General features: G+C 67.2%; 27 protein-coding genes. 16 read left to right on the forward strand and 11 right to left on the reverse strand.

The window, feature by feature from the left end; translation table 11 throughout:
* Positions 1-792 (reverse strand): lysophospholipid acyltransferase family protein, encoded by a 792-nt coding sequence (locus AWC31_RS12395; RefSeq protein WP_085144789.1) that lies wholly within the window; start codon positions 790-792, stop codon positions 1-3.
* Positions 793-893: 101 nt separating this feature from the next.
* On the opposite strand from AWC31_RS12395, the gene AWC31_RS12400 reads away from it, so the two are divergent.
* The 3 genes from AWC31_RS12400 (at position 894) to AWC31_RS12410 (ending at position 3,593) form a co-directional block, all read left to right on the forward strand.
* Positions 894-1,622: an aminoglycoside 3'-phosphotransferase gene (locus AWC31_RS12400; RefSeq protein WP_085144545.1), complete on the forward strand. Its 729-nt coding sequence runs from the start codon at positions 894-896 to the stop codon at positions 1,620-1,622.
* 85 nt (positions 1,623-1,707) lie between these two features.
* The gene (locus tag AWC31_RS12405; protein WP_085144546.1) at positions 1,708-3,264 is read left to right on the forward strand and encodes an MBL fold metallo-hydrolase; all 1,557 of its coding nucleotides are present in this window, start codon (positions 1,708-1,710) and stop codon (positions 3,262-3,264) included.
* Positions 3,261-3,593, forward strand: coding sequence for a hypothetical protein (locus AWC31_RS12410; protein WP_085144547.1), 333 nt, complete (start codon positions 3,261-3,263; stop codon positions 3,591-3,593). The genes AWC31_RS12405 and AWC31_RS12410 overlap by 4 nt, the downstream gene beginning before the upstream one ends.
* On the opposite strand, the gene AWC31_RS12415 is transcribed toward AWC31_RS12410, so the two are convergent.
* Both AWC31_RS12415 and serS read right to left on the reverse strand, forming a co-directional pair.
* Entirely contained in the window at positions 3,590-4,405 is an 816-nt protein-coding gene (locus AWC31_RS12415) for a DUF5718 family protein (protein ID WP_085144548.1), read from the reverse strand. The genes AWC31_RS12410 and AWC31_RS12415 overlap by 4 nt on opposite strands.
* A complete protein-coding gene (serS, locus tag AWC31_RS12420; RefSeq protein WP_067855040.1) occupies positions 4,402-5,655 on the reverse strand; it encodes a serine--tRNA ligase in 1,254 nt (417 codons plus the stop codon). The genes AWC31_RS12415 and serS overlap by 4 nt, the downstream gene beginning before the upstream one ends.
* 136 nt (positions 5,656-5,791) lie before the next feature.
* Here serS and AWC31_RS12425 point away from each other — a divergent pair, with 136 nt between their 5' ends.
* From AWC31_RS12425 to AWC31_RS12435, 3 genes are read left to right on the forward strand one after another with little or no spacing between them, the layout of a single operon-like run.
* Entirely contained in the window at positions 5,792-7,240 is a 1,449-nt protein-coding gene (locus AWC31_RS12425; RefSeq protein WP_085144549.1) for a septum formation family protein, read from the forward strand.
* Positions 7,241-7,244: 4 nt separating this feature from the next.
* The gene (locus AWC31_RS12430) at positions 7,245-7,595 is read left to right on the forward strand and encodes a metallopeptidase family protein (protein ID WP_067855034.1); all 351 of its coding nucleotides are present in this window, start codon (positions 7,245-7,247) and stop codon (positions 7,593-7,595) included.
* A gap of 60 nt (positions 7,596-7,655) precedes the next feature.
* A complete protein-coding gene (locus AWC31_RS12435; protein WP_067855031.1) occupies positions 7,656-7,853 on the forward strand; it encodes a hypothetical protein in 198 nt (65 codons plus the stop codon).
* On the opposite strand, the gene AWC31_RS12440 is transcribed toward AWC31_RS12435, so the two are convergent.
* Positions 7,850-8,536: a histidine phosphatase family protein gene (locus AWC31_RS12440; protein WP_067855029.1), complete on the reverse strand. Its 687-nt coding sequence runs from the start codon at positions 8,534-8,536 to the stop codon at positions 7,850-7,852. The two genes, AWC31_RS12435 and AWC31_RS12440, sit on opposite strands and share 4 nt — an antisense overlap.
* A complete protein-coding gene (gene pheA / locus AWC31_RS12445; protein WP_085144550.1) occupies positions 8,533-9,465 on the reverse strand; it encodes a prephenate dehydratase in 933 nt (310 codons plus the stop codon). The genes AWC31_RS12440 and pheA overlap by 4 nt, the downstream gene beginning before the upstream one ends.
* A gap of 131 nt (positions 9,466-9,596) precedes the next feature.
* Here pheA and AWC31_RS12450 point away from each other — a divergent pair, with 131 nt between their 5' ends.
* The 4 genes from AWC31_RS12450 (at position 9,597) to AWC31_RS12465 (ending at position 13,115) form a co-directional block, all read left to right on the forward strand.
* A complete protein-coding gene (locus tag AWC31_RS12450) occupies positions 9,597-10,379 on the forward strand; it encodes a DUF2470 domain-containing protein (protein WP_085144551.1) in 783 nt (260 codons plus the stop codon).
* 19 nt (positions 10,380-10,398) lie between these two features.
* On the forward strand, positions 10,399-11,163 hold the full coding sequence (locus tag AWC31_RS12455) for a CPBP family intramembrane glutamic endopeptidase (RefSeq protein ID WP_085144552.1): 765 nt from the start codon (positions 10,399-10,401) through the stop codon (positions 11,161-11,163).
* A 30-nt stretch (positions 11,164-11,193) separates the two neighbouring features.
* The gene (locus tag AWC31_RS12460; RefSeq protein WP_420087150.1) at positions 11,194-12,432 is read left to right on the forward strand and encodes an LCP family protein; all 1,239 of its coding nucleotides are present in this window, start codon (positions 11,194-11,196) and stop codon (positions 12,430-12,432) included.
* 137 nt (positions 12,433-12,569) lie between these two features.
* A complete protein-coding gene (locus tag AWC31_RS12465) occupies positions 12,570-13,115 on the forward strand; it encodes a ferritin (protein ID WP_067855017.1) in 546 nt (181 codons plus the stop codon).
* Between the two features lie 6 nt (positions 13,116-13,121).
* Here the strand turns inward: AWC31_RS12465 and AWC31_RS12470 are convergent, their stop codons facing one another.
* Genes AWC31_RS12470 through AWC31_RS12480 form a run of 3 tightly spaced genes read right to left on the reverse strand, consistent with a single transcriptional unit; the run spans position 13,122 to position 15,445 of the window.
* Positions 13,122-13,967 carry a glycerophosphodiester phosphodiesterase gene (locus AWC31_RS12470; protein ID WP_085144553.1) on the reverse strand — a complete coding sequence of 282 codons (846 nt, stop codon included), beginning with the start codon at positions 13,965-13,967 and terminating at the stop codon, positions 13,122-13,124.
* Positions 13,968-13,971: 4 nt separating this feature from the next.
* The gene (locus tag AWC31_RS12475; protein WP_085144554.1) at positions 13,972-15,057 is read right to left on the reverse strand and encodes a DUF4328 domain-containing protein; all 1,086 of its coding nucleotides are present in this window, start codon (positions 15,055-15,057) and stop codon (positions 13,972-13,974) included.
* Positions 15,058-15,103: 46 nt separating this feature from the next.
* Entirely contained in the window at positions 15,104-15,445 is a 342-nt protein-coding gene (locus tag AWC31_RS12480) for a rhodanese-like domain-containing protein (RefSeq protein ID WP_085144555.1), read from the reverse strand.
* A 445-nt stretch (positions 15,446-15,890) separates the two neighbouring features.
* Here AWC31_RS12480 and AWC31_RS37380 point away from each other — a divergent pair, with 445 nt between their 5' ends.
* From AWC31_RS37380 to AWC31_RS12500, 5 genes are all read left to right on the forward strand, one after another.
* Positions 15,891-16,049: a hypothetical protein gene (locus tag AWC31_RS37380; protein WP_165765953.1), complete on the forward strand. Its 159-nt coding sequence runs from the start codon at positions 15,891-15,893 to the stop codon at positions 16,047-16,049.
* Positions 16,050-16,187: 138 nt separating this feature from the next.
* Positions 16,188-16,811, forward strand: coding sequence for a superoxide dismutase (locus AWC31_RS12485; protein ID WP_067855005.1), 624 nt, complete (start codon positions 16,188-16,190; stop codon positions 16,809-16,811).
* A gap of 203 nt (positions 16,812-17,014) precedes the next feature.
* The gene (locus AWC31_RS12490) at positions 17,015-17,548 is read left to right on the forward strand and encodes a peptidase (RefSeq protein ID WP_067855002.1); all 534 of its coding nucleotides are present in this window, start codon (positions 17,015-17,017) and stop codon (positions 17,546-17,548) included.
* Between the two features lie 232 nt (positions 17,549-17,780).
* Positions 17,781-18,488, forward strand: coding sequence for a TMEM165/GDT1 family protein (locus tag AWC31_RS12495; RefSeq protein ID WP_085144791.1), 708 nt, complete (start codon positions 17,781-17,783; stop codon positions 18,486-18,488).
* 438 nt (positions 18,489-18,926) lie between these two features.
* Complete coding sequence (locus AWC31_RS12500) at positions 18,927-19,325, forward strand: secretion protein EspR (protein WP_067855149.1); 399 nt, start codon at positions 18,927-18,929, stop codon at positions 19,323-19,325.
* A gap of 53 nt (positions 19,326-19,378) precedes the next feature.
* Here the strand turns inward: AWC31_RS12500 and AWC31_RS12505 are convergent, their stop codons facing one another.
* The 3 genes from AWC31_RS12505 to AWC31_RS37840 are packed head-to-tail and all read right to left on the reverse strand — an operon-like array spanning position 19,379 to position 22,221.
* Positions 19,379-20,518, reverse strand: a complete 1,140-nt coding sequence (locus AWC31_RS12505; RefSeq protein ID WP_085144556.1) for a hypothetical protein — start codon at positions 20,516-20,518, stop codon at positions 19,379-19,381.
* Complete coding sequence (locus AWC31_RS12510) at positions 20,515-21,006, reverse strand: ImmA/IrrE family metallo-endopeptidase (protein ID WP_085144557.1); 492 nt, start codon at positions 21,004-21,006, stop codon at positions 20,515-20,517. Before AWC31_RS12510 ends, AWC31_RS12505 begins: the two co-directional genes overlap by 4 nt.
* Before the next feature lie 60 nt (positions 21,007-21,066).
* A complete protein-coding gene (locus AWC31_RS37840) occupies positions 21,067-22,221 on the reverse strand; it encodes a hypothetical protein (protein ID WP_110775072.1) in 1,155 nt (384 codons plus the stop codon).
* A gap of 212 nt (positions 22,222-22,433) precedes the next feature.
* Between AWC31_RS37840 and AWC31_RS12520 the strand changes: the two genes are divergently transcribed.
* The gene (locus tag AWC31_RS12520; protein WP_085144558.1) at positions 22,434-23,090 is read left to right on the forward strand and encodes a DUF6474 family protein; all 657 of its coding nucleotides are present in this window, start codon (positions 22,434-22,436) and stop codon (positions 23,088-23,090) included.
* The last annotated feature ends 19 nt before the right edge of the window (positions 23,091-23,109 follow it).

The following is a 23,109-nucleotide window of genomic DNA, read 5'->3' on the forward strand; positions in this document are numbered from 1 at the left end:
CTACCCCGGCGCTCCGCTGGGTTCGGACGGTCCAGCGGGTCCGGCCTCGGCTCTGCGGGCGGCTTTCTCGGCTGCTTCCTCTGCGTCCATCCGGTTGGCTTCGGCCAGCGACGGCGCGCCGCCGCCGAGGCGATGCGGCACCCAGAATTCACCTGGCGGATGCGGCCCGTAGGCGTCCTGCACCTGCTCGAGCAGATGCTGCATGCGTGAGTGCAACAGCGCCGTCAGCTCGGTTGCGGGCAGCGTTGGCTGGATCGGTTCGCCGACCGCCACCGAGATGGGCACCTTGGGCCGGTAGAGGTTCTTCGGATGCCCCTTGGTCCAGATGCGCTGCGCGCCCCACACGATGTGCGGAACGATCGGCACACCCGCCGCAATTGCCATGCGGGCCGCGCCGGACTTGAACTCTTTGATCTCGAAGCTGCGACTGATCGTGGCTTCCGGATACACGCCGACCAGTTCGCCCGCCCTGAGGTAGTCGCAGGCCGCGTCGAACGATGCCGCACCGCTCGAGCGGTCCACCTCGATGTGGCGCAGGCTGCGCATGATCGGGCCGGTGATCTTGTTGTCGAAGACTTCCTTCTTCGCCATGAAGCGCACCTTGCGGCCGCGCTTCTGCTTGTACGCGGGCAACCCGGCGAACGTGAAGTCGAAGTAGCTGGTGTGATTGATGGCAACGACCGCGCCACCGGTAACCGGAAGATTTTCGACACCGGTCACGGTGAATTTCAGCCCCTGCAACCGCCAGGCCAGCCGGGCGAGCTGGATGACAGTTCCGTATACCGGTTCCACAGCCGCCAGCGTAATGCCAGCCGGTCCGCGTGCGTACCCGGTCACCCGCTGCACGGCAAATTCGGTGGACGCCACCGCACCCAGTCGCCACACTGGCGACGATGACCATACCGGTTGGCGACGTGCCCATCCCGGCCATCGTGCTCGACATTGCCGCGGGACGTGCGACAAAGGCAGTGTGGGACAACGAAGTCGGCGGCCAGACATTCGAGATCGGCCACGGTGACGCACGCGAGTTCGTCAAGGTCGCTCCGCCGCATCCGTCGGTGGACCTGCATCGCGAAGCGATCAAGCTGCGGTGGGCCCGGCAATATCTCACCGTGCCCCCGGTGCTCGACGTCGGCCGGGATGGTGCCACCGAATGGCTGCACACCGCAGGGATCGCCGGCCGCTCGGCGGCCGATCCGTACTGGATCGCGCGTCCACGGCTCGCGGTCCGAGCCATCGCCACCGGCCTGCGGGCCATGCACGAGCGGGCCCCGGTCGATCGGTGCCCGTTCTCGTGGTCGGTTCCCGATCGGCTGGCCAACATCGATGATGCAGCGCGCCGACGGCTGCTCGACGCGCCACCCATCGACCGGCTCGTGGTCTGCCACGGCGATTCATGTGCCCCCAACACGCTCCTCGACGACGACGGACGCTGGTGCGGGCACGTCGACCTGGGTGAGCTCGGTGTTGCCGATCGGTGGGCCGACCTCGCGGTCGCCACGCTGTCACTCGGGTGGAACTACGCGGGCGACTGGGAGGCGGAGTTCTTCGACGCCTACGGCGTCACACCCGATCCGGTGCGCATCGACTACTACCGCAGGCTGTGGAACGCCGAAGACTGACGCCCACCGACCTGTCGGACTTCGGCGCGTCGCGCAACTCCAGCTAGGCTGGCCAGGCATCGACGTTTCCAACGAAAGGCTGTTTGTGCAGGTCACCAGTGTCGGACACGCCGGCTTCCTGATCGAGACCAGGGCCGGCAGCATCCTGTGCGACCCCTGGGTCAACCCCGCGTACTTCGCCTCGTGGTTCCCGTTTCCCGACAACAGCCAACTGGACTGGGACGCGCTGGGTGACGTCGACTATCTCTACGTCTCGCACCTGCACAAGGACCATTACGACCCGGAGAACCTGCGCCGCCACGTCAACAAGGACGCCGTCGTGCTGTTGCCGGACTACCCGGTTCCCGACCTGCGACGCGAGCTCGAGAAGCTGGGCTTCTCCAAGTTCTTCGAGACCACCGATTCGGTCAAGCACCGGGTGAGCGGGCCCAAGGGCGACCTCGACATCATGATCATCGCGCTGCGGGCGCCGGCCGACGGCCCGATCGGCGACTCCGGGCTCGTGGTCGACGACGGCGAGACCGTGGTGTTCAACATGAACGACGCCCGGCCCGTGGATCTGGACGTGCTGCACACCGACTTCGGCCAGGTCGACGTTCACATGCTGCAGTACTCGGGTGCGATCTGGTACCCGATGGTCTACGACATGCCCGCACGGGCCAAAGAGGCGTTCGGCACCCAGAAACGCCAGCGCCAGATGGATCGTTGCCGCCAGTACATCGCCCAGGTCGGCGCGACGTGGGTGGTGCCGTCGGCGGGCCCGCCGTGCTTCCTGGACCCCGCGTTGCGCGATCTCAACGACGACCACGGCGATCCGGCCAACATCTTCCCGGACCAGATGGTGTTCCTCGATCAGCTGCGCACGCACGGCCACGACGGCGGCCTATTGATGATCCCCGGCAGCACGGCCGATTTCACCGGTTCGCAGCTGAACTCGCTGACGCATCCGGTCGAGGATCCGGAGTCGATCTTCACGACGGGTAAGGCCGCTTACATCGAGGAGTACGCGCAGCGGATGGCGCCGGTGCTGGCCGCCGAGAAGGCGAGCTGGGCGCCGTCGGCCGGGGAGCCGCTGCTGGAGCCGCTGCGCGCGATGTTCGAGCCGATCATGAGCCAGACCGACCAGATCTGCGACGGCATCGGCTATCCGGTCGAGCTGCGCCTGGCCGGGCGCGACCACAACGAGACCGTGGTGCTGGACTTCCCGAAACGGGTTGTGCGCGAACCCATCCCGGACGAGAAGTTCCGCTACGGCTTCGAGATCGCGCCTGAGCTCGTGCGGACCGTGCTGCGCGACAACGAACCCGACTGGGTCAACACGATCTTCCTGTCGACGCGGTTCAAGGCGTGGCGCGTCGGCGGCTACAACGAGTACCTGTACACCTTCTTCAAATGCCTGACCGACGAGCGCATCGCCTACGCCGACGGCTGGTTCGCCGAGGCGCACGACGATTCCGCGTCGATCACGTTGGACGGCTGGGAGATTCAGCGTCGCTGCCCGCACTTGAAGGCCGACCTGTCGAAGTTCGGCGTGGTGGAGGGCAAGACCCTCACCTGCAATCTGCACGGGTGGCAGTGGAATTTGGAGAACGGGCGGTGCCTGACCACCAAGGGCCACGAGCTGAGGTCGACCAAGTTGTGAGCGCGCCGCGGCAGTACTACGACGACGGCCTCGTCCAGCTCGACCGCGAGGCCATCACGTTGCGCCGCTACCACTTTCCGTCCGGCACGTCCAAGGTGATCCCGCTGCGGGATGTCCGGAGCTACACCGTGACGTCGCTGAACCTGCTGCACCGGTTCCGGCTCTGGGGCAGCTCGGATCTGCGCCGGTGGCTGCCGCTGGACGTCGGGCGGCCGATGCGCTCGACGCTGGTGACCCTCGATGTCGCCGGGACCCGCTGGCGGCCGGCGTTCACGCCGGCCGACCCGCACACCTTCACCGAGATGCTCGACGAGCTCCTCGACAGCTAGCCCGTCGAAACCACCTGGCGCAGTTCGGAAGCCGCGCTGGAGGCGCTGTCGTAGACCCGCACGATGGCCTCGTCGCCCGGCTTGAGATACGTCGACTCCCCCAACGGCGTATAGCGGGTCGCGCCGATGCCGATCAGCACGTTCTCCGGGTGCCCGCTGGCGACCATGAGCGCACCGACATCCTCCAGCGGCGTGTCCGCCGAGCCCTTCTGGTTGGCCAGCCGCTCGACGATCCAATCCAGCAGAACCTCGCCGTAGTACGAGTAGCCGACGAGCGGGGAGTCGACGCCGTAGGCGTGCTGCTGGCCGCCGTCCTCGCGCAGGTAGCAGACCAGCCGCATGTCGGCGGTCGGGCCGTCCGGGGTCAGATCGCTGATCTCGAAGAACTGCGAGGCAACGCCTTTCGACGCCGGGCCCCAGTTCTTCTTGTAGCTGATCTTGGGGGCGTTGGGCCTGCGGATCGAGCAGTCGTTGAACGCACCGAGCGCGAACGGTTCCAGCCGCACGACGGTGTCGCCGTTCCACACCACGTGGCAGGCCACCCCCACCTCGGGTTCGATCTGCAGATTGAGCGGGCCGTCACCCTCCGCCGTCGCGGGCAGCAGGATGGTGTCGCTCGACAACGGGAACTCGCCGAGGAAGTCGTCGCGGCCGGGTGCGTACCACGGGAAGATCCCTTTGGGCGCATAGCCTTCCGTCACGACCTTGACGAAATCGCCTGCCTCTCCCGCCTGCTCGAGATGGCCGGCGAAGTTCCCGGCAACCCCGAACCCGAACCAGTTACGCACTTCAGCGAGGTCGATATCGATCATGGCTCAAGCACTTCCGTTCTGACGAAGGGAACCAGCGCGGCGGGGATGCGCACGCTGCCATCAGGTTGCTGGTGATTCTCCAGGATCGCCACCAGCCACCGTGTCGTGGCCAGGGTGCCGTTCAGGGTCGCCGCGATCTGCGGCTTACCGTTCTCGTCGCGGTAGCGCGTGGCCAGCCGGCGCGCCTGGAACGTCGTGCAATTCGACGTCGAGGTCAGCTCGCGGTAGGTCTGCTGCGTCGGCACCCACGCCTCGCAGTCGTACTTGCGCGCGGCCGAGGAGCCCAGATCGCCTGCGGCGACGTCGATCACGCGGTACGGCACCTCGATGGCGGCGAGCATCTCGCGCTGCCAGCCCAGCAGCCGCTGATGTTCGGCCTCGGCGTCTTCTGGCTTGCAGTAGACGAACCCTTCCACCTTGTCGAACTGGTGCACCCGAATGATGCCGCGGGTGTCCTTGCCGTAGCTGCCCGCCTCCCGGCGGAAGCACGACGACCAGCCCGCGTAGCGGCGCGGACCGGTGGAGAGGTCGATGATCTCGTCGGCGTGATAGCCCGCGAGCGGCACTTCCGACGTGCCGACCAGGTACAGGTCGTCGGCCTCGAGCCGGTACACCTCATCGGCGTGTGCGCCGAGGAATCCGGTGCCCGCCATCACTTCCGGGCGCACCAGAACGGGCGGGATCACCAGGGTGAAGCCGTTGGACACCGCAAGCTGCGTGGCCAGTTGCAGCAGACCCAGTTGCAGCAGCGCACCGGCGCCGGTGAGGAAGTAGAACCGCGAGCCGGAGACCTTGGCACCGCGTTCCATGTCGATGAGCCCGAGCGCTTCACCGAGCTCGAGGTGGTCCTTCGGGTTCTCAATGGCCCGCGGCTCGCCCACGGTGTCGAGCAGGGCGAAGTCGTCCTCGCCGCCCGCGGGCACGCCGTCGATGATCACATTGGCGATCGCCATGTGCGCCGCGGTGAACGCCTTGTCGGCCTCGACCTGAGCGGCTTCGGCGGCCTTGACCCGTTCGGCCAGATCCTTGGCCTGCTGCAGCAGTGCGGGCCGCTCGTCGGGCGAGGCCTTGCCCACGAGCTTGCTCGCGGACTTCTGTTCGGCGCGCAGGTTGTCGGCGGCCGAAACCGCCGCCCGGCGCGCGGTGTCAGCCTCCAACAGCGCGTCGACGAGCGCCGGGTCCTCACCACGGGCCCGCTGTGACGCGCGGACGATATCGGGATTCTCGCGCAGCAACCTGAGGTCGATCACGGCCGCAACCCTACTTTTGGGCGCGCCGCCTCGTACATCCGAGGTGTCGAAAGCCATGGCCGCCAACCGCCCGCAAGCACAACCTCGTAACGTTACAACCGCCTCACTTGTCACAGCACCTGACACGCCTGTCACAATGGAGCGGATGTTGGAGGCACCCGAGCACCCCGACCGACTCCCCGACCGGACCGACGGCGATCCGCACGAGGGACGTTGGTGGCAGAGCCTGCAGGCCGCGTCGACCCGGCGTGCGCTGCTGCTGACCGCACTCGGCGGTCTGCTGATCGCGGGTCTGATCACCGCGCTGCCGCGCAGCGAAGGCGCCCAGACGGCACTCAACGCCGGCGCGATCTCGCTGGGCCCGCGGGGCAACGACACCTTCGACCACGTCAAGAGCGGTGACTGCCTGAACTGGCCGGGGCGCAACCCCGACGCCGCCCACATCGTCGACTGCAAGGACCCGCACCGCTTCGAGGTCGCCGAGTCGATCGACATGCGCACGTTCCCCGGCAGCGAGTACGGGCCGGGCGCCGCGCCGCCGTCGGTGGACCGCATCAAACAGATCAGCCAGGAACAGTGCTCCCCGGCGCTGAAGTCCTATCTGGGCCCGAAATTCGATCCGAACGGGAAGTTCACCATCGGCCTGCTGTGGTCGGGTGAGAAGGCCTGGAAGCAGTCCGGTGAGCGCCGGATGTTGTGCGGTCTGCAGCTGCTCGGGCCCGGCGACAGCCAGTTGGAGTTCCAGGGCAAGGTCGCCGACATCGACCAGTCCAAGGTCTGGCCCGCGGGCACGTGCCTCGGCATCGACCCGGCCACCAATCAGCCGACCGATGTTCCGGTCGACTGCGCCGCCCCGCACGCCATGGAGGTCACGGGCGCGGTCAACCTGGCCGAGAAGTTCCCCGGCGGCCTGCCCGCCGAGGCCGATCAGGACGAGTTCATCAAAGACACCTGCACCAAGCTGACCGATGCCTACCTGTCTCCGGTGCAGCTGCGCGCGACCACGCTGGCGCTGAGCTACAGCACGATCTCGCTGCCGAGCTGGTCGGCAGGCAGCCACCAGGTGTCGTGCAGTATCGGCGCCACCCTCGGCAACGGCGGTTGGTCCACGCTCGTCAACAGCGCCAAAGGTCCACTCATGATCAACGGGCAGCCGCCGGTCGCGCCACCGGACATCCCGGAGGAGCGCCTGAACCTGCCGCCGATCCCGATGCCCGAGTCGGACAGCTCGTCGTCGTCGGATTCATCGGACTCGTCGTACGGTTCGTCCTCGTCGTCGGGCTCGTCATCGTCGGGCTCGTCCTCGGACTCGTCGTCGGATTCGTCCGGTTCATCGTCGAGCAGCCAGTCCGAGCACATGCCGCAGCAGTCGGCCCCGAGCACCGCGGCCGAGCCGGCGCCGCCCGCGCAGTCCAACACCTTCAATCCGCCGCCGCCCGGCGCACCGCCTGCGCCTGCTCCACCACCGGCACCCGAACAGGCCCCGCCGCCGCCGGCCCCCGCGCCTGCACCGGCGCCAGCACCGCCGGCCGGCCCGCCGCCCGGTGAGCCCGTGTTGCCACCGCCTCCGCCGCCGGGGCCGTAACCCCGTGGCCGTGCGGATGAGTTCGCAACGGTTCGAGGAATTGGTCTCCGACGCACTGGATCTGGTGCCGCCCGAGCTGGCCGCGGCGATCGACAACGTCGTCGTCCTCGTCGAGGACCGCAATCCCGACGAACCGGAGATCCTCGGCCTGTACCAGGGCGTCGCGCTCACCGAGCGGGATTCGTGGTACGCGGGCTCGCTGCCGGACACGATCACGATCTACCGCGACGCACTGCTCGACATCTGCGATGACGAGGAGCAGGTCGTCGACGAGGTGGCGATCACGGTGATCCATGAGATCGCCCACCATTTCGGCATCGACGACGAGCGTCTCCACGAACTCGGTTGGGGCTAGGTACTTCATCGGCCCGCGCGGCAACCGCGCGATGTCGGCGCACAGTGCTATGAACAGGCCATGACCTTCCAGTGCCCGGAGTGTGTGGCCGGACTGGAGCACTGCCACGGCACCGTCATCCATCACGTCCGGTTCCGGGTCGAGTGCACTGACGACGGCTGCACCACTCCAGAAGCAGCGCATGCCTTCAGCGTCGACTGCGAGGCGGTCGGCTGCCCCTGCGGGCGCGACCAAGCGTTGCGCGCGTCGGCGATCTAGCCCATCGGATCGTTCGACTTGAGCGCATCCTCGACCGGATGCACGTCGAGCTCGGGGTAGAACGGCGGGGTCAGGTTCGCCCACTGCACACAACTCCAGCGCCCGTCGGTGATCGGCGCGAGCACCACCGACTGCGCGTTGGCCAAATGGTGGTCGAGCGCGAAACTGCCGTCGACGCCGGCCAGCACCGCCGCCACCAACCTGATCGCCGCACCGTGGCTGACGAGCACGATGTCGCCGTCGAAGGCATGGTCGTCGAGGTAGCGCATCCGCAGTTGGGTGACGACCGGTACGTACCGGTGCAGCACCTGGCTGGCCGACTCGCCGCCCGGCATCGGCACGTCGAGCTCGCCTTCGTGCCAACGCTGGTAGATCGCGTTGAACTGGGCGATCGCGGCGTCGTCGTTGCGGTCCTCCAACTCACCGACCTGCACCTCGTGCACGCCGTCGAATTCGTACGGGGTCAGACCGGTCTCCTCGGCGATGCCCGCGGCCGTCTGGGCCGCCCGGCGTGCCTGCGAGTGGGCGACGATCAGCGGCCGGTTGCTCAACGTGCTCGCGAACGACCGGGCTTGATCGCGGCCGAGGTCGGTCAGCTCGGCGCCAGGCGGCCGGGTGTCGAGCCGGCGTTCGACGTTGGCCAGTGACTGCCCGTGCCGGACGAGTACGAGCCGTCCGCTCATGATTCGCCCGATCCGTCACGCAACCGGGCCAGCCAGCGGGCCGCCTCGTCGAATCGCGGGGGCGGCGCGCCGGCCGCCGATCCCGTGGGCCATGAACCTAGATATCGCACATCTGAACAACGTCGGTGGAGCGCTTTGAGTGCCTCGGCGACCGAATCGTCGTCGATGTGGCCGACGCAATCCAGGAAGAACACATACGTGCCCAACTCAGTTCTGGTGGGCCGGGATTCGATGCGGGTCAGATCGATGTCGCGAATCGACAGCTCGGTCATGGCCGCCACCAGGGCACCCGGGGTGTTGTCGAGCCGCAGCACCACCGAGGTGCGGTCGGCGCCCGTCGCCGGTGGCGGCGGGCCGGGCGGACCGGCCAGCACGAACCGGGTACGCGCGTTGACCTCGTCGACCACGTCGGCGGCCAGGATGTCCAGCCCGCACCGCTCGGCGGCCAACCGCGTGCTCACGCCCGCGTCGGCGCGGCCCTCGGCGACGTCGTGGGCGGCCGCGGCGTTCGAGTTGGCGGGCACCACCGCGGCGTCGGGAAGGTTGGCGGCCAGCCAGTTGCGTACCTGTGCGGCGGCCACCGGGAACGCCGCGACCGTGCGGACCGGTCCGGTGTGGCCGGGGCGGACGACGATGGTGAACGCGACGTCGAGGGTCAGTTCGGCGTAGATCTGCAGCGGGCTCCCGGCCGCCAGGCTGTCCATGGTCGGCAGCACCGAACCCTCGATCGAGTTCTCGATCGGCACGCAGGCGTAGTCGGCCTGCCCGTCGCGGACGGCGCTCAGCGCACCCGGTGTGCTGTCGGTGCGCACCGGCGTGAATCCGCCGTCGCTGCCCTGGCTGCCGGGCACCATGTTTTGCGCCACCATCTGCAGCAACGCCGCTTCGGTGAAGGTTCCCTCCGGTCCGAGGTAGGCGATGCGCTGCACCCCGTCAACATTAACGGCAACCCCGTCCGGCGCCGGCCTCATCGGCCCGGTCGCACCTTCGGTAAGCCTTGCGCGCCGTTCGCGCGTCCAGTTAAGTTAGGCTTACCTCACCTAAGCGGAAGGCGGCGAGAATGGCAGTAGCGGCACCGACGACAGCCGAGCGGATTCGCAGCGCGTGCGCCCGGGGCGGCGGCGCCATGCTCGCCGTCGAGGGCATCGAGCCGGTCGAGTCTCCCGTGCATCATCTGCTCGACGACGGCTCGTTCGCGATCACCGTTCCCGAGGCCGGCCCGCTGGTCGGCATGGTGCTGTCCTCCGGTTCGGCGGGCGTGCAGGCCGTGCTCGAGATGACCGACTACGCGCCGCTGCCGCTGCGCGAACCGGTGCGCTCGCTGGTCTGGATCCGCGGCCGGCTCCAGCACGTGCCGTCCGGCGAGATTCCCGCGCTGCTCGACCTCGTCGCCACCGAGGACCCGAATCCCGCACTGCTGCAGGTGAATTCCGGACCCGGACCGGTCGAAGACACGTATGCGTTGATGCGGTTGGAGATCGAGTCGGTCGTGGTGGCCGATGCGACGGGTGCCGAGTCGGTGAGTCTCGGCGCACTGCTGCAGGCGCGTCCCGATCCGTTCTGCGCCATGGAATCCTGCTGGCTGCAGCACATGGAGTCGGCACACCGCGACGTCGTCGAGCGCCTCGCGACGCGGCTCCCGATGACGCTGCGCCAAGGCCGGGTACGCCCGTTGGGTCTGGACCGCTACGGCGTGCAGCTGCGCGTGGAGAACGAGAACGGCGACCACGACGTGCGCCTGCCGTTCGCCAAGCCCGTCGACGACGTGACCGGGCTGAGCCAGGCGATCCGGGTACTGATGGGCTGCCCGTTCCTCAACGGGCTACGCGCGCGCAAGATCTAGCGCCGCTACCGTAGCTCCGGTGACGGGGCCCAACGAACAGCTCGAGCCGCAGCGGCGAACCCTCAAGATCGAGATCGCCGTCGTGCTGGCGGTGACGTTCGGGCTCAGCGCCTACACCGCGCTGCTTAAGCTCACCGAAGGCGTGCTGCTCGGGTTGTCCGGTCAGACCGTCGCACTCAATCCCCGCCGCTCCCCGTTCGACCTCATCGATCTTGGCCTGCATCTGGCCGGCATCCTGCAATTGCTCGCATGGGGTGCGCTGGCGATATATCTGCTGTGGCGCAGCGGTTTCGGACCATCGGCCATCGGCTTGGCCCGCCCGCAGTGGCGTGCCGACGGGTTGGGCGGGCTCGGCCTCGCCGCCCTGATCGGTCTGCCCGGGCTCGCGTTCTACGTGATCGCCCGGGTACTCGGGCTGAGCGCCAACGTCGAACCGGCCGAGCTCTACGACACCTGGTGGCGGATTCCCGTTCTGCTCGGTGCGGCGTTCGCCAACGGCTGGGCCGAGGAGATCATCGTCGTGGCCTTCCTGCTGACGCGGCTGCGCCAACTCGACGTGAGCCCGACCCGCGCGTTGGTGATCTCCAGCCTGCTGCGCGGTGCCTACCACCTGTACCAGGGCTACAGCGCCGGATTGGGCAACATCGTGATGGGCCTGGTGTTCGGCTACGTGTGGCAGCGCACGGGCCGGTTGTGGCCGCTGATCATCGCCCACGCCCTGATCGACGCGGTGGCGTTCGTCGGCTACGCACTCGTGGCCGACCGGCTCGGCTGGCTGCAGTAGCCCGGCCCGGTCAGCACGTACATTGCTGGAATGGACCAGAACCGGCACCCCGACCCGCGGTTGCGGCGTCCGGTGCCGCGCCGTCCATCCGGTGAACCGCCGCAGGCGATGCGGCGCGATCCGAACTACCGGCCGGCCTGGCCGCCCAATCCGCCGACGCCACCGCGCCAGCCGCCACCACCCCGACAGCCTCGGCAGGTTCAGGCGCCGCCGCGTCAACCGCCGCGTCAGCCACCACCCCGGCCGGTCCCGCCACCCGCGCGGCCGGCCTCCAAGCCACCCCCGCCCGCCGTCGTGCGCAAGCCACGCAAACGGCGTCCATGGGGCCGGATCATCTTGACGCTGTTCATGCTCGGCGTCCTGGCGATCATCGCGGGCGGCGTGTGGATAGACACCTCGCTGCGGCGCATACCGGCATTGGCCGATTATCCGGAGCGTCCCGGATCGGGCCGTGGCACCACGTGGCTGCTCGTCGGCTCCGACAGCCGTCAGGGTCTGACGCCCGACCAGCAGGCGGAGCTCGCCACGGGTGGCGACATCGGGACCGGCCGCACGGACACGATCCTGCTCGTGCACATTCCCGGTATCGGCGCCGACGCCCCGGCGACCATGGTGTCGATCCCCCGCGACTCCTACGTGCCGATCCCCGGATACGGCGAAGACAAGATCAATGCCGCGTTCTCGTTGGGCGGCGCACCACTGCTGGCACAGACCGTCGAGCTCGCGACGGGCCTGCACCTCGACCACTACGCCGAGATCGGGTTCGACGGTTTCGCCGCCCTCGTCGATGCCGTAGGGGGCGTGACGATGTGTCCCGCCGAACCGATCAGCGATCCGCTGGCAGGCATCGATCTGCCTGCCGGTTGCCAGGTGCTCGACGGCCGCAGCGCGCTCGGCTTCGTCCGGACCAGGGCCACGCCGCGCGCCGACCTGGACCGCATGGTCAATCAGCGCGAGTTCATGTCGGCGCTGCTGCACCGGGCCGCGAGTCCCTCGGTGTTGCTGAACCCGCTGCGGTGGTACCCGATGGCTCGCGCCGCCGGCGGCACCATCGCGGTCGACGAAGGCGCCCACGTGTGGGATCTGGCGTGGCTGGCGTGGGCGTTGCGCGGCGACCTGCTCACCACCACGGTGCCGATCGGAGAATTCACCGGTAGCGATTCGGGCGCGGTCGTGGTGTGGGACAGCGACGCGGCGAGCCGCCTGTTCGACGCGTTGGCGACCGATGCGACGATCCCGCCCGACGTGATCAATACCCCGGGCACTTGAGCTTAGGCAAAGCTAAATTAGCAACAGCAAATTCGCTACAAGAAACGTAATCGCCGTCACACGACTTAGGTAAAGCTGACCTCAATGAGGTCTACCTTCGCTGACAATGCGTTCTGACCTGCTATATCCTCGTCCGCATGACAACGTCCGGCGCAATCGACACGAAATTCCACGCCCTGATCCAGGATCAAATCCGCAGCGAATTCACTGCTTCGCAGCAATATATTGCGATCGCTGTTTATTTCGATGGCGCCGACCTGCCCCAGCTCGCCAAGCACTTCTACGGCCAGGCGGTCGAGGAGCGCAATCACGCGATGATGCTCGTGCAGTACCTGCTCGACCGCGACATCGACGTCGAGATCCCCGGTATCGACACCGTGTGCAACCGCTTCGACGTCCCCCGCGAGGCGCTCGTCCTGGCACTCAACCAGGAGCGCACGGTCACCGAGCAGATCAGCCGGCTCGCCAGCGTGGCCCGCGAGGAGGGTGACTACCTCGGTGAGCAGTTCATGCAGTGGTTCCTCAAGGAGCAGGTCGAAGAGGTCGCGACGATGACGACGCTTGTGCGCATCGCCGACCGCGCGGGTGCGAACCTCTTCCATCTAGAGGACTTCGTCGCCCGCGAGATGTCCGGTGGCGCCGCGGATCCCACAGCCCCCAAGGCAGCGGGCGGGAACCTCTAGAACGACTCAGTCCCGGCCCGCACCGGTCAGGCCGTTCTGCAGCCAGTCCTTGGTGCGGCCGGGATGGTTGGTGGCCACCCACGCCACCCCGATGTCCCGGCAGAACCGGACATCCTCGTAGTGATCGACCGTCCAGCAGTACAGCGCACGGCCCTGGGCGGCCGCCCGGTCGACCAGCTCGGGATGTTCCCGCAGCGTCGCGATCGACGGGCCGACCGCCGTCGCACCGACTGTGGTCGCCGCGCTCCCCCCGAGATAACGCGACGTCTCCCCCAACAGCACGGTCGGCAGCATCGGCGCGGCGCGGCGGATCCGCCACACCGCGGCGGCCGAGAACGACATCACGACCGCGCGGGACAGGTCGGCCGACGGCGGCGCCGCGATGCCGTAGCGGTGCAACAACGCCAGCACCTTGTTCTCGACGAGTGCGCCATAGCGCACCGGGTGTTTGGTTTCGATGAACAGCTTGACGGGCCGGTTCCAGTCCAACACAAGGGCCACCAGGTCGTCGAGCGTGAGCAGACCCGTCTCGCCGTTGCCGCCGTCGACGCGCGAACTGGCATGCCACGACCCGTAATCCAGCTTCCGGAGTTCGGCGAGCGTCATCTCGCTCACGAGTCCCGAGCCGGTCGACGTCCGGTCGATCCTACGGTCGTGCACACACACCAGATGCCCGTCCCGCGTCAGCCGCACATCGCATTCGACTCCGTCGGCACCCTCGCGAAGCGCCAGGTCGTAGGCGGCGAGCGTGTGCTCCGGCCGGTCTGCGGACGCTCCCCGATGGGCCACCACGAACGGATGTCCCGGGCCCGGTGTCGCCTGCCCAGCGGCTCCGGCGTCGCCCACGTTCATATGGCTATGCTGCCGGGTTCTGCCCTTCGGACTCAACCGGAGCGGAGGATTCGCGTCGATCCTGCTGCTCGGGCCCACTCTTCGGCTGATCGGCGCCGTCGGCCTCCGCGACGGGGGCCGGGCGGCCGGGCTGCGTCGATCCGGAATCGACCACCACCCAGCGGTGCAGGCTGCGGTGGGCCGTCGCGGTGCGTTCGAAGCCGTTGAACACGCGAGTGATCAGCACGACGGCCGCGAGCGCGAGCAGGTAGCCGATCGTCACGGTCACGGTGTTGTCAGCGATGTTCTGCGGGTTGTTGGCGAAGAACGTGACGACGAAGGTGCTGACGATCGACCACACCGCCACCACCGCGCTGAGCACCCACACGATCCACCACACCACGATGGGCCTGCGCAGCTGTGACAGCCGGTTTTCCGCGGATGCGAGCTCGAGCACGAACACCGGTGCCATGAACAGGTTCACGAGCGGCAGCAGGCAGCAGATCCACAGTTCCCACGCGCCTCGCGGATCGTCTTGTCCGCGCTGGGCATACGCCGCGCTTCGACGATCGACGAGCCAGTACACCAGCAACACGACGGTGATGAACATGACGGCCAGCACCATGAGGCTCGCCAGCAGGCCGATGGTGACACCTGTCCAAGCGATCACCGGATGCAGCAGCACGCTGCGGTTGATCAGCAACAGGGCGTACCGAACGATGTGGGTGACCGCCGCGATGCCCAGCGCGATCATGGCCAGGATCAGCACCAGCCGCACCGTGTCGGGGCCGGGGCCGCGCCGTTTGGCCACCGTCTCGTGATCGGCGACCTCGAACTGCTGTTGCAGACCCCAACTCGGAATCGTCCGGTACCGCGGGGTCGGCCCGAGTGGCCGACGCTGGCGACGGGTCGGCGGCGGGGCGCCGGGCCGGACCGCGATCCAGCGGTAGCCGGGTGCCAGCCGCGGCGGAGTCGCCCGAGAGCCGGCGTCGGCCGCCCACTGCTGTTCGGTCGACGGCGCGAGCAGGGTGCCGCCACACCGAGGGCACCACGACCGCTGCCGATCGCGCACGTTCCAGCGCGTCCCGCACTGCGAACACACCTGGATCATCTGACCAGCCTAGCGACGGTCATCGGGCTGTCTGCGCGCCAGCCGGTCAGAGGCTGCCCGCACTGCCGTCGTCGGTGACGACGGGCCGTCCGGCACCGACCCACGAGAGCATCCCGCCGTCGACGTTGATCGGGGTGTAGCCGTTGCGCGCCAGGTAGTGCGCGACCCGCAGCGAGCGCCCGCCGGCGTGGCAGATCACGAACAGCTCGGCATCCGGATCGATCTCGGCCATGCGGGCCGGCACGTCCCCCATGGGGATGTGCTGTGCGCCGGCGACGTGACCGCGCTGCCATTCGTCGTCTTCACGTACGTCGAGCAGCACCACCGACTCGTCGAACGTCGTGGGAACAGCGGCGATGTCGGCCTGCGCGACTTCCACATCGTCCATGCGTCCATGCTCGCACGCACCCCTCGTCCGCGCACCCACCCCTGGCACTCGACAGAGCCAGCAATGCGCGGCTATCCACAGTTTCCACAGGTTCATCCACAGGCTGACACCTGCGCAGATATTGCTTGATGGGCTTCAGCTGTGTGCTTGCTGTCGGACCCTGTGGATAACCGGGTCCCCAAATGGGCAGCGATCAACAACGTCTCAGCGGCCCGAGCGAAATTTCTCGGCGGGCTAAGCACCCGCCGTGCGGCGTGCTGACACTGATACCCACTCGAACGACGTTGCAATCAACATGATTCCCACCCGCAGCGGGTTGGTCCGCTCGGCGCATCGGGGCCGATTTCTTCCTGACCGTTTAACGGGCTATGATCGCGGTCACACCAGATGTTGTGACAGAACTCACTGGGGGCCAGACATTGATCGTGCAGGTCAGGAGTGTTTGATGGCGTCGCATCCGATGGGACCGGGATCAGCGTTACCACAACCTGAATGGCAGTCGTCGGGACATCTGCACACCCGTAACCAGATGATGGCTTTTCTCCGCGCAGGCATCATCGCCCTGCTTCTGCTGGGCATCCTGGCGCTCATCGTCTGGTTCTGATCGCAGCCCCGTCGGGTATACGTGGGGGTGGTGAGGCGCGTCCTTGCGGTGCGCGCTGCGATGGAGCAATGTTGAGGTTGATCTTGAGGATCCCCTGAGGACGCCAAGCTCCATCGATCGATATGAGGAAGGAATCTCGTGGCTGAATACACCCTGCCAGACCTGGATTACGACTACGGAGCGCTGGAGCCCCACATCTCCGGACAGATCAACGAGCTTCACCACAGCAAGCATCACGCCACCTACGTCAAGGGAGTCAACGACGCGGTCGCCAAGCTCGAAGAGGCTCGGGCCAACGGCGATCACGCGGCGATCTTCCTCAACGAGAAGAACCTCGCATTCCACCTCGGTGGCCACATCAACCACTCGATCTGGTGGAAGAACCTGTCCCCCAACGGTGGTGACAAGCCGACCGGCGATCTGGCGGCCGCGATCGACGACCAGTTCGGTTCGTTCGACAAGTTCCAGGCCCAGTTCACCGCCGCGGCCAACGGGCTGCAGGGCTCGGGTTGGGCCGTGCTCGGCTACGACAGCCTCGGCGGTCGGCTGCTGACCTTCCAGCTCTACGACCAGCAGGCCAACGTGCCGCTCGGCATCATCCCGCTGCTGCAGGTCGACATGTGGGAGCACGCCTTCTACCTGCAGTACAAGAACGTCAAGGCCGACTACGTCAAGGCGTTCTGGAACGTCGTCAACTGGGAAGACGTGCAGAACCGCTATGCGGCCGCCACGTCGAAGACCGGTGGCCTGATCTTCGGCTGATCCGGTCCGAGGGTCGGATCGGTATCTGATCCCAACTTTCCGATCTCTACACAAGGGGCGTCGTGCGAACTCGCGCGGCGCCCCGCCCTCGTATTCGGGCCTGCCGTGTCGCCTTGCACGCCTCGCAAAGCTGTCGCATGCTGATCTGATCGACTCACAGACGTGTCGAGCGGGAAGCTCAACACCGATGTCCCGGAGGCGAAATGGATACGGGGTCCGGTCGGGCGATCGAGATCGCCCCTTTTCATTCGGGCGGAACACTCAAGGGTTTTGTCGTGTCGGGCCGTTGGCCGGATTCCACCAAAGAGTGGGCACAGCTGCTGATGGTGACGGTCCGCATCGCTTCGCTGCCGGGATTGCTGTCCACCACAACAATTTTCGGTGTTCGCGAAGAACTTCCCGATCAGCCGCAGCCCGGCACCGTCGGCCTCGTGATGGCCGAGGGACCCGTGGTCGGTGAGGAAGCGGTACCGCCGGGATACTTCGCCGATCACCAGCCGCCCGCGTTGCTGATGTTGCATCCGCCGTCGGAGACCACGCCGTCGCTGCCCGAATGCACCGGCGCGGCATCGGGCTGCGTGCTGCTGCCCGGGCTGCCGCATCTCGGTCTGGAGCACCGCGCGGCGTGGGTGGAGGCCGAATCCGACGGCACCGTGACCTCGATGGTCAGCCGCGTCGGAGTCGATCCGATCAGCCATCCCGACACGGCGATCCTGGCCATGCTGCTCGCCGCATGAGGGTTCTGCGAAACGCAGAATACGGCTACCCGAAATAGATAGGGAAACTAGCCAATTCGGCCTGAGGTCGATATGGTCGATTGCGTAAGCGAAGGGGAGTAGCCCTCAATCGTCGTGTCGACATACTGGCGTCCAGCCCGGCCGGCGAACCGCATCCGCGGTGGGCGAGACCTTCGACCGTGTGTCGATGCACCGCCTCCACAGTGCATCGGCGATGTGTCGAAAGGTCGTCATGCTCGCCGCAACTCTCATCAGCCTCGGTGTCGTCTTCGTCGCGGAACTCGGCGACAAATCGCAGCTGATCACCATGACCTACGCGCTGCGTCACCGCTGGTGGGTCGTGCTGTCGGGCGTCGGCATCGCGGCGTTCCTGGTGCACGGCGTTTCGGTCACGATCGGCCACTTCCTCGGACTGACGTTGCCGGAGAAGCCGATTGCGTTCGCGGCGGCGATCGCATTTCTGCTCTTCGCGGTGTGGACCTGGCGCGAGGGCCGCAGCGGCGGCGACGACGAGAACGTGCGGGTCGCCGAACCGCGGTACGTGCTCTTCGCCGTGATCTCGTCTTTCGTGCTCGCCGAACTCGGCGACAAGACCATGTTGGCCACGGTGGCGCTCGCGAGCGACAACAACTGGGCCGGCGTGTGGCTCGGCGCGACCCTCGGCATGGTGCTGGCCGACGGCGTGGCCATCGCGGCCGGGGCACTGTTGCACACACGGCTGCCCGAGCGGTTCCTCCACATCCTCGCGAGTGTGCTGTTCCTGCTCTTCGGTCTGTGGATGCTGTTCGACGCGGCACTCGGACTGCGCCCGGTGGCCATCGCGGTGACCGTAACCGTCGCCTTGTCTGCGATTGGCGCCGGTCTGGTGCGGCTACGCCGTACGCGCGCGAACGAATCCGCCCGGCAATCCCGCGTTGAATCGTCGCCAGAATCCGCCTGACCACGCCGTGGCTATCCTTTGACGCCAACGTTATTTGCATTCGCCCGCGGCAGCGGTAGTGTGCACGACGTTGACCCACAACGACGCCAGACGCTGCGCGCGACTCCTGAGGTCTGTGCTCTAGCAAATACCTGATCGAGCAAGTACCGCACACGTCTCCGTTGCCCGCAGGGAACAGGAAAGTCGCTGCTTGGCGGGGTGACCGCAGCTCATCCGGCTCAATACAACGCGACCGTCACTATTTGCCTTGCCACCCGGTGCAATCCCGCCGTCTGAGCCCGGCGAAGATGCGGGTTTCAGTGGCCATGTTGGTCAAAACACGAAGGAAGGTTAACTTTTACGCGGTTTGCACTTGGTTGTCGTCACAACACTCGCTACGATGGTCAGCAAATACGCCGCCTTTTCGTTCCGCTCATGATGCATGTGGAGGTCAAATCGATGAGCAAGACGTTCGCCGCCCGTCTAAACCGCCTGTTTGACACGGTTTATCCACCTGGGCGCGGACCCCACACCTCGGCCGAGGTGATTGCTGCGCTCAAGTCCGAGGGCATCACCATGTCGGCTCCGTACCTGTCGCAACTACGGTCGGGCAACCGCACCAACCCGTCAGCGGCAACCATGGCCGCACTTGCCAACTTCTTCCGGATCAAACCGGCGTACTTCACCGACGACGAGTACTACGAGAAGCTCGACAAGGAACTGACCTGGCTGGCCAGCATGCGGGACGAAGGGGTTCGCCGCATCGCCGCCCGCACCGTCGGGCTTTCTCCGGAGGCTCAGCAGGATCTCGCCCAAAAGGTCGATGAGCTGCGCCGACGCGAGAATCTCGACAGCTGATCCGCCACAACAACAGCATCAACGCGTAGGCAGGGATCCGAACGGGTCCCTGCCTACGTTTGCTTCTGCCCCCGGTCGAGCTCGCGATATTGTTGCGCGATCGCCAAGATCCATTCGCGGTCGGAGAACGACGCCGGTTGCCTGAGCCAGTTCAACCCGGGGAACGCCGACAGTGCCCTGTCATCTGCGGCTTCCTCGCGCGTGTCGTAGATCCATTGCGCGAGCGCGCGGGCCTGCTTACGCGGGGAAACCGCAGGTGCATCGAGCACCGGCGCGTTGCCCTCGGAGGCCGACGATCCTTGCGTGCCCCCGGCCTTGCGCCGCTTGTTCTCGGCGGCCGTCGCCTCGAGGTAGAGCGAGTCGGAGATGAGCGACATCCGCTCGGCGACCCGGAACACCAACGGACCGCGCGGGCGCACCCCGATGCCGACGTCGGGATGCCGACGACCGAGCTCGGAAAGTAGCGGTGCGATCGTCCGCAACTCCTGGCGGGCGCCGAACCAGTCCTCGATACTCGGCAGCAGCGAACCCGCGGCCACGATCACCATCGCGCAGCCCAGCAGCGTGGCGGCGGTCCCGACGCCGACCGAGCGCGTCTGCCCGACTGCCCGCAGGACGAAGAACGCGCTGGCAGCGACGATGAGAACGATTCCGATGGTGAACACGAACAGCGCACGCCCCCGGCGGCTGCGATTCGAGTAGCGCAGCCCCGCCCAGGCCACCAAGGTAAGCGCCAGAAGCACGTACAGCAACGGCAGCAGCCAGGACGAGCCGTTGGACCCGAGTTCGCGCCGCAAGAACTCCTCGGGTGACATCTCGGGCTGCTTGCCGGCCAGGAAGAAGATCACGAGGCTGATCACCGCAACCACACCGGCGATGCCGTACTGAACCATGGCAATCCGCCGGGTGATTGCCGGCGTGCGTTCCGAGGATGCGGTGGTGATCATGACGCAGCTGCCCGCCGCGCACGCGATCAAGGCGACCTGGCTGAGGCCCATCGATATGTTCGGCCACCGCAGCAAGGTGTCGAGCAGCAGCGCCAGCGGCTGCCAGTTGAGCGCGGCGACGACGCCGAGGCTGCCCAGCGCCAAGATCATGGCCGAACTCACCAAGGACTGCTTGTTGACCAGCGCCCAGCCGATCCGCAGCCCGGTCGCAAGGCCGAGCAGCCCGGCGATCACCCAGATGATCAACCAAACGCCTCTCCGAGGCGGACCTGCACGATCGACGACCGGTCGGAGGGTAACCGGCCGAGGCGGTACAGCAGCAGGGCCGCGAAGTCCTCGGCCTCCTGCTCGATGTCCTCGCCGTTGGGACCCATGCACCCGGTCCGCTGATTGAGCATGTAGCTGATCAGATCCGAGCTGGCGACCTCGACGGTCTCCTGTGCGGCGTCGACGATCGAGATGCCCTCGTGGCCGAGCACCAGATGCCCGAGTTCATGCGCGAGCGTGCGGTCCCATGCGGGCAGGCCCTGCTGGATGAGGAAGACGTCGTGGTCGGTGTACTGACGCCACTGCCCACACACACCGGGCGGAAGTTCGGCCATCGTGACCTCGATCGGTCTGCCACGGTCCTCGCTGACCGCATCGACCAGGCGGGTCAATGTCACTTCACCTCGTCGCGGCGCGAGATCGAGCACCGCGTTGACAGCGCGGGTGACAGTACGGCTGGCTGACATGTCTCCCCCTTCCGCCCTTTCCTAGCACTATGTAACCCGGAATTCTCCCAGGACGGACTCTTAGCTCATGAACCGGTTGGTGCCGTTCCGCGCTGACAGAGCGGCCTTTGCCTGTCGGTAGCCGACAAACCCGCCCAAACCGGTGAGGCCGAGGATGCCGGCAACCCCTGGTACAGCCACCGCTGCGATCTCGAATACCCCGGCCGTCCGCAGATAGTCGGTGTAACCGACCCGGAACGACGCCGGCGGGACGGCCGCGTCATATCCGACCGCGAGCGGGCCACCGGACGTGGGCTGCTGCTGTTTCAGCGTTGCGGTCACCTCGGGCTGCCGGTCGGGGCCGCTCGACGAATCGTTGTCGTCCGGGTTGCCAGGAGCCAGGATCGGCGGCACGACGACAGGCGGAACGACAACCGGCATGACGATCGGGGGCGGCGGCACTGCGCCCGCGGCAGCGGCCAGGCCCGGCGGCGCGGCGGCTGGGGCCGGGGTTGGCAGCGGCGCGGCGACCTCCGGCAATTGCATGGCAGGCGGTCGGGGCTGACGGATCTCCGGCGGCACCGCGCCGCCACCACCGCCGCCACCACCGGTCTCCCCGATGACGATCGTCGTCGTCGCCGAGGTCGTCCGGCTGGTGGTGCTGGGGTCGGTGGTCGTCGGTTCGGTGGTTGTCGGGTCTGTCGTCGTCGGCTCGGTCGTCGTCGGGTCTGTGGTGGTCGTGGTGCGACTCGTCGTGGTTGCGGACGACGTGACCGAGGTGCCCGACGTGGTTTGAGTCGTCGGGTACTCCGTCGACGGTTCCGTCGTGGGCTCCGTCGGCGTGTGCGACTGCGAGGTAGCTGTGTTGGTGTTCGTCACCGTGCCGCTCCCGCTCGGTTGCGGAGATCCGCTCGGCTCGTCCGTCTTCGTCGGGTGGTCGGTCTTGGTCGGCTCTTTGGTCGGCTTGGTGGGCTTCGTCCCGCCGTGGGACGGCCGCGTCGGCCCATTTGCGTCGTCGCCGTCGCCGTGCTCGCCGTCATGCCCGTGACCGTGGGTATGGTCGTGGTCACCGTCGTGGCCATTGCCTCGGGGTCCACCGCCGTCGGTGCCGGTCGACGGGCGCTGCCCGCCGCCACGATCGGGGTCGGCAAATGCCAATGCGCCGCCCAGACCGGCGATGAACAGGCCGGAGATCACCAAACACGTAGAGGCGGCGACGCGCAACCGCGAACGCACTTCGTCACCACCCTCCCCGCGCACCGCCGCATCGGCACGTTGATGCCATCTAATTGTCGCACAAACCGCTTCTCTGGTTTGCTAGCTGAGAGGATTGCCCGGGCCGCTTGCGGGTAGGAGGAGCAGAGCAAATCGGCCGGACGATACTGTTGGTCTGCAGCAGTTCGACGGCGCGCATCAACACACGACGAGATGACCGGGAGGCAGCCGGAATGGGCCTGTTCACGCGACGAAAAAGCCGTGCTACCCGCCGAGCCGAAGCCCGCGCTATCAAGGCCAAGGCCAAGCTCGAAGCCCGGCTCACGGCAAAGAACGAGGCGCGCCGGATGAAAGCCGGCCTCAAGGCCGAGCGCAAGGCACTGCAAGCGCAGCTCAAGGCCCAGCGGGACAGTGACCGCAATGCCCTCAGGATCGCCGAGGCGGAGTTGAAGGCGGCCCGCGAAGGCAAGCTCCTATCCCCCGCCCGCATCCGCCGCATGCTCACTGTCACACGTTTGCTGGCACCCGTGCTGGTGCCGGTGGTCTACCGCGTTGCCATCGCCGCCCGGGGTGCCATCGACGAGCGTCGGGCCGATCAACTCGGGGTGCCGCTCAGCCAGCTCGGCCAGTTCTCCGGCCACGGCGCGCAGTTGTCGGCGCGGATCGCGGGCGCCGAACAGTCCCTGCGACTTGTGGCCGAGAAGAACCCGAAGGACGCCGAGACCAAACAGTTCGTCAGCGCCATCAGTGACCGGCTCAAGGATCTGGCGGCGGCCGTCACGGCCGCCGAGCACATGCCCTCGGCACGCCGCCGCGGCGCGCACGCCGCGATCGCGACACAGCTCGACGGCATCGACGCCGACCTGATGGCCCGGCTCGGCCTGGTCTGACCGGCTTCACGAAGACCCC

The organism is Mycolicibacterium wolinskyi, assembly GCF_002101965.1.
Lineage (GTDB): Bacteria > Actinomycetota > Actinomycetes > Mycobacteriales > Mycobacteriaceae > Mycobacterium > Mycobacterium wolinskyi.

Excerpts from the sequence above, each read along its gene's own strand:
- AWC31_RS12475 (WP_085144554.1), bottom strand. The coding sequence starts at position 15,057 with ATGATCCAGGTGTGTTCGCAGTGCGGGACGCGCTGGAACGTGCGCGAT.
- AWC31_RS12495 (WP_085144791.1), top strand. The coding sequence starts at position 17,781 with ATGCTCGCCGCAACTCTCATCAGCCTCGGTGTCGTCTTCGTCGCGGAA.
- AWC31_RS12450 (WP_085144551.1), top strand. The coding sequence starts at position 9,597 with ATGGCAGTAGCGGCACCGACGACAGCCGAGCGGATTCGCAGCGCGTGC.
- AWC31_RS12500 (WP_067855149.1), top strand. The coding sequence starts at position 18,927 with ATGAGCAAGACGTTCGCCGCCCGTCTAAACCGCCTGTTTGACACGGTT.
- AWC31_RS12400 (WP_085144545.1), top strand. The coding sequence starts at position 894 with ATGACCATACCGGTTGGCGACGTGCCCATCCCGGCCATCGTGCTCGAC.
- AWC31_RS12415 (WP_085144548.1), bottom strand. The coding sequence starts at position 4,405 with ATGATCGATATCGACCTCGCTGAAGTGCGTAACTGGTTCGGGTTCGGG.
- AWC31_RS12465 (WP_067855017.1), top strand. The coding sequence starts at position 12,570 with ATGACAACGTCCGGCGCAATCGACACGAAATTCCACGCCCTGATCCAG.
- AWC31_RS12480 (WP_085144555.1), bottom strand. The coding sequence starts at position 15,445 with ATGGACGATGTGGAAGTCGCGCAGGCCGACATCGCCGCTGTTCCCACG.
- AWC31_RS12490 (WP_067855002.1), top strand. The coding sequence starts at position 17,015 with ATGGATACGGGGTCCGGTCGGGCGATCGAGATCGCCCCTTTTCATTCG.
- AWC31_RS12520 (WP_085144558.1), top strand. The coding sequence starts at position 22,434 with ATGGGCCTGTTCACGCGACGAAAAAGCCGTGCTACCCGCCGAGCCGAA.
- AWC31_RS37380 (WP_165765953.1), top strand. The coding sequence starts at position 15,891 with ATGGCGTCGCATCCGATGGGACCGGGATCAGCGTTACCACAACCTGAA.
- AWC31_RS12510 (WP_085144557.1), bottom strand. The coding sequence starts at position 21,006 with ATGTCAGCCAGCCGTACTGTCACCCGCGCTGTCAACGCGGTGCTCGAT.
- AWC31_RS12440 (WP_067855029.1), bottom strand. The coding sequence starts at position 8,536 with ATGAGCGGACGGCTCGTACTCGTCCGGCACGGGCAGTCACTGGCCAAC.
- AWC31_RS12435 (WP_067855031.1), top strand. The coding sequence starts at position 7,656 with ATGACCTTCCAGTGCCCGGAGTGTGTGGCCGGACTGGAGCACTGCCAC.
- AWC31_RS12460 (WP_420087150.1), top strand. The coding sequence starts at position 11,194 with ATGGACCAGAACCGGCACCCCGACCCGCGGTTGCGGCGTCCGGTGCCG.
- AWC31_RS12470 (WP_085144553.1), bottom strand. The coding sequence starts at position 13,967 with ATGAACGTGGGCGACGCCGGAGCCGCTGGGCAGGCGACACCGGGCCCG.
- AWC31_RS12425 (WP_085144549.1), top strand. The coding sequence starts at position 5,792 with ATGGAGCGGATGTTGGAGGCACCCGAGCACCCCGACCGACTCCCCGAC.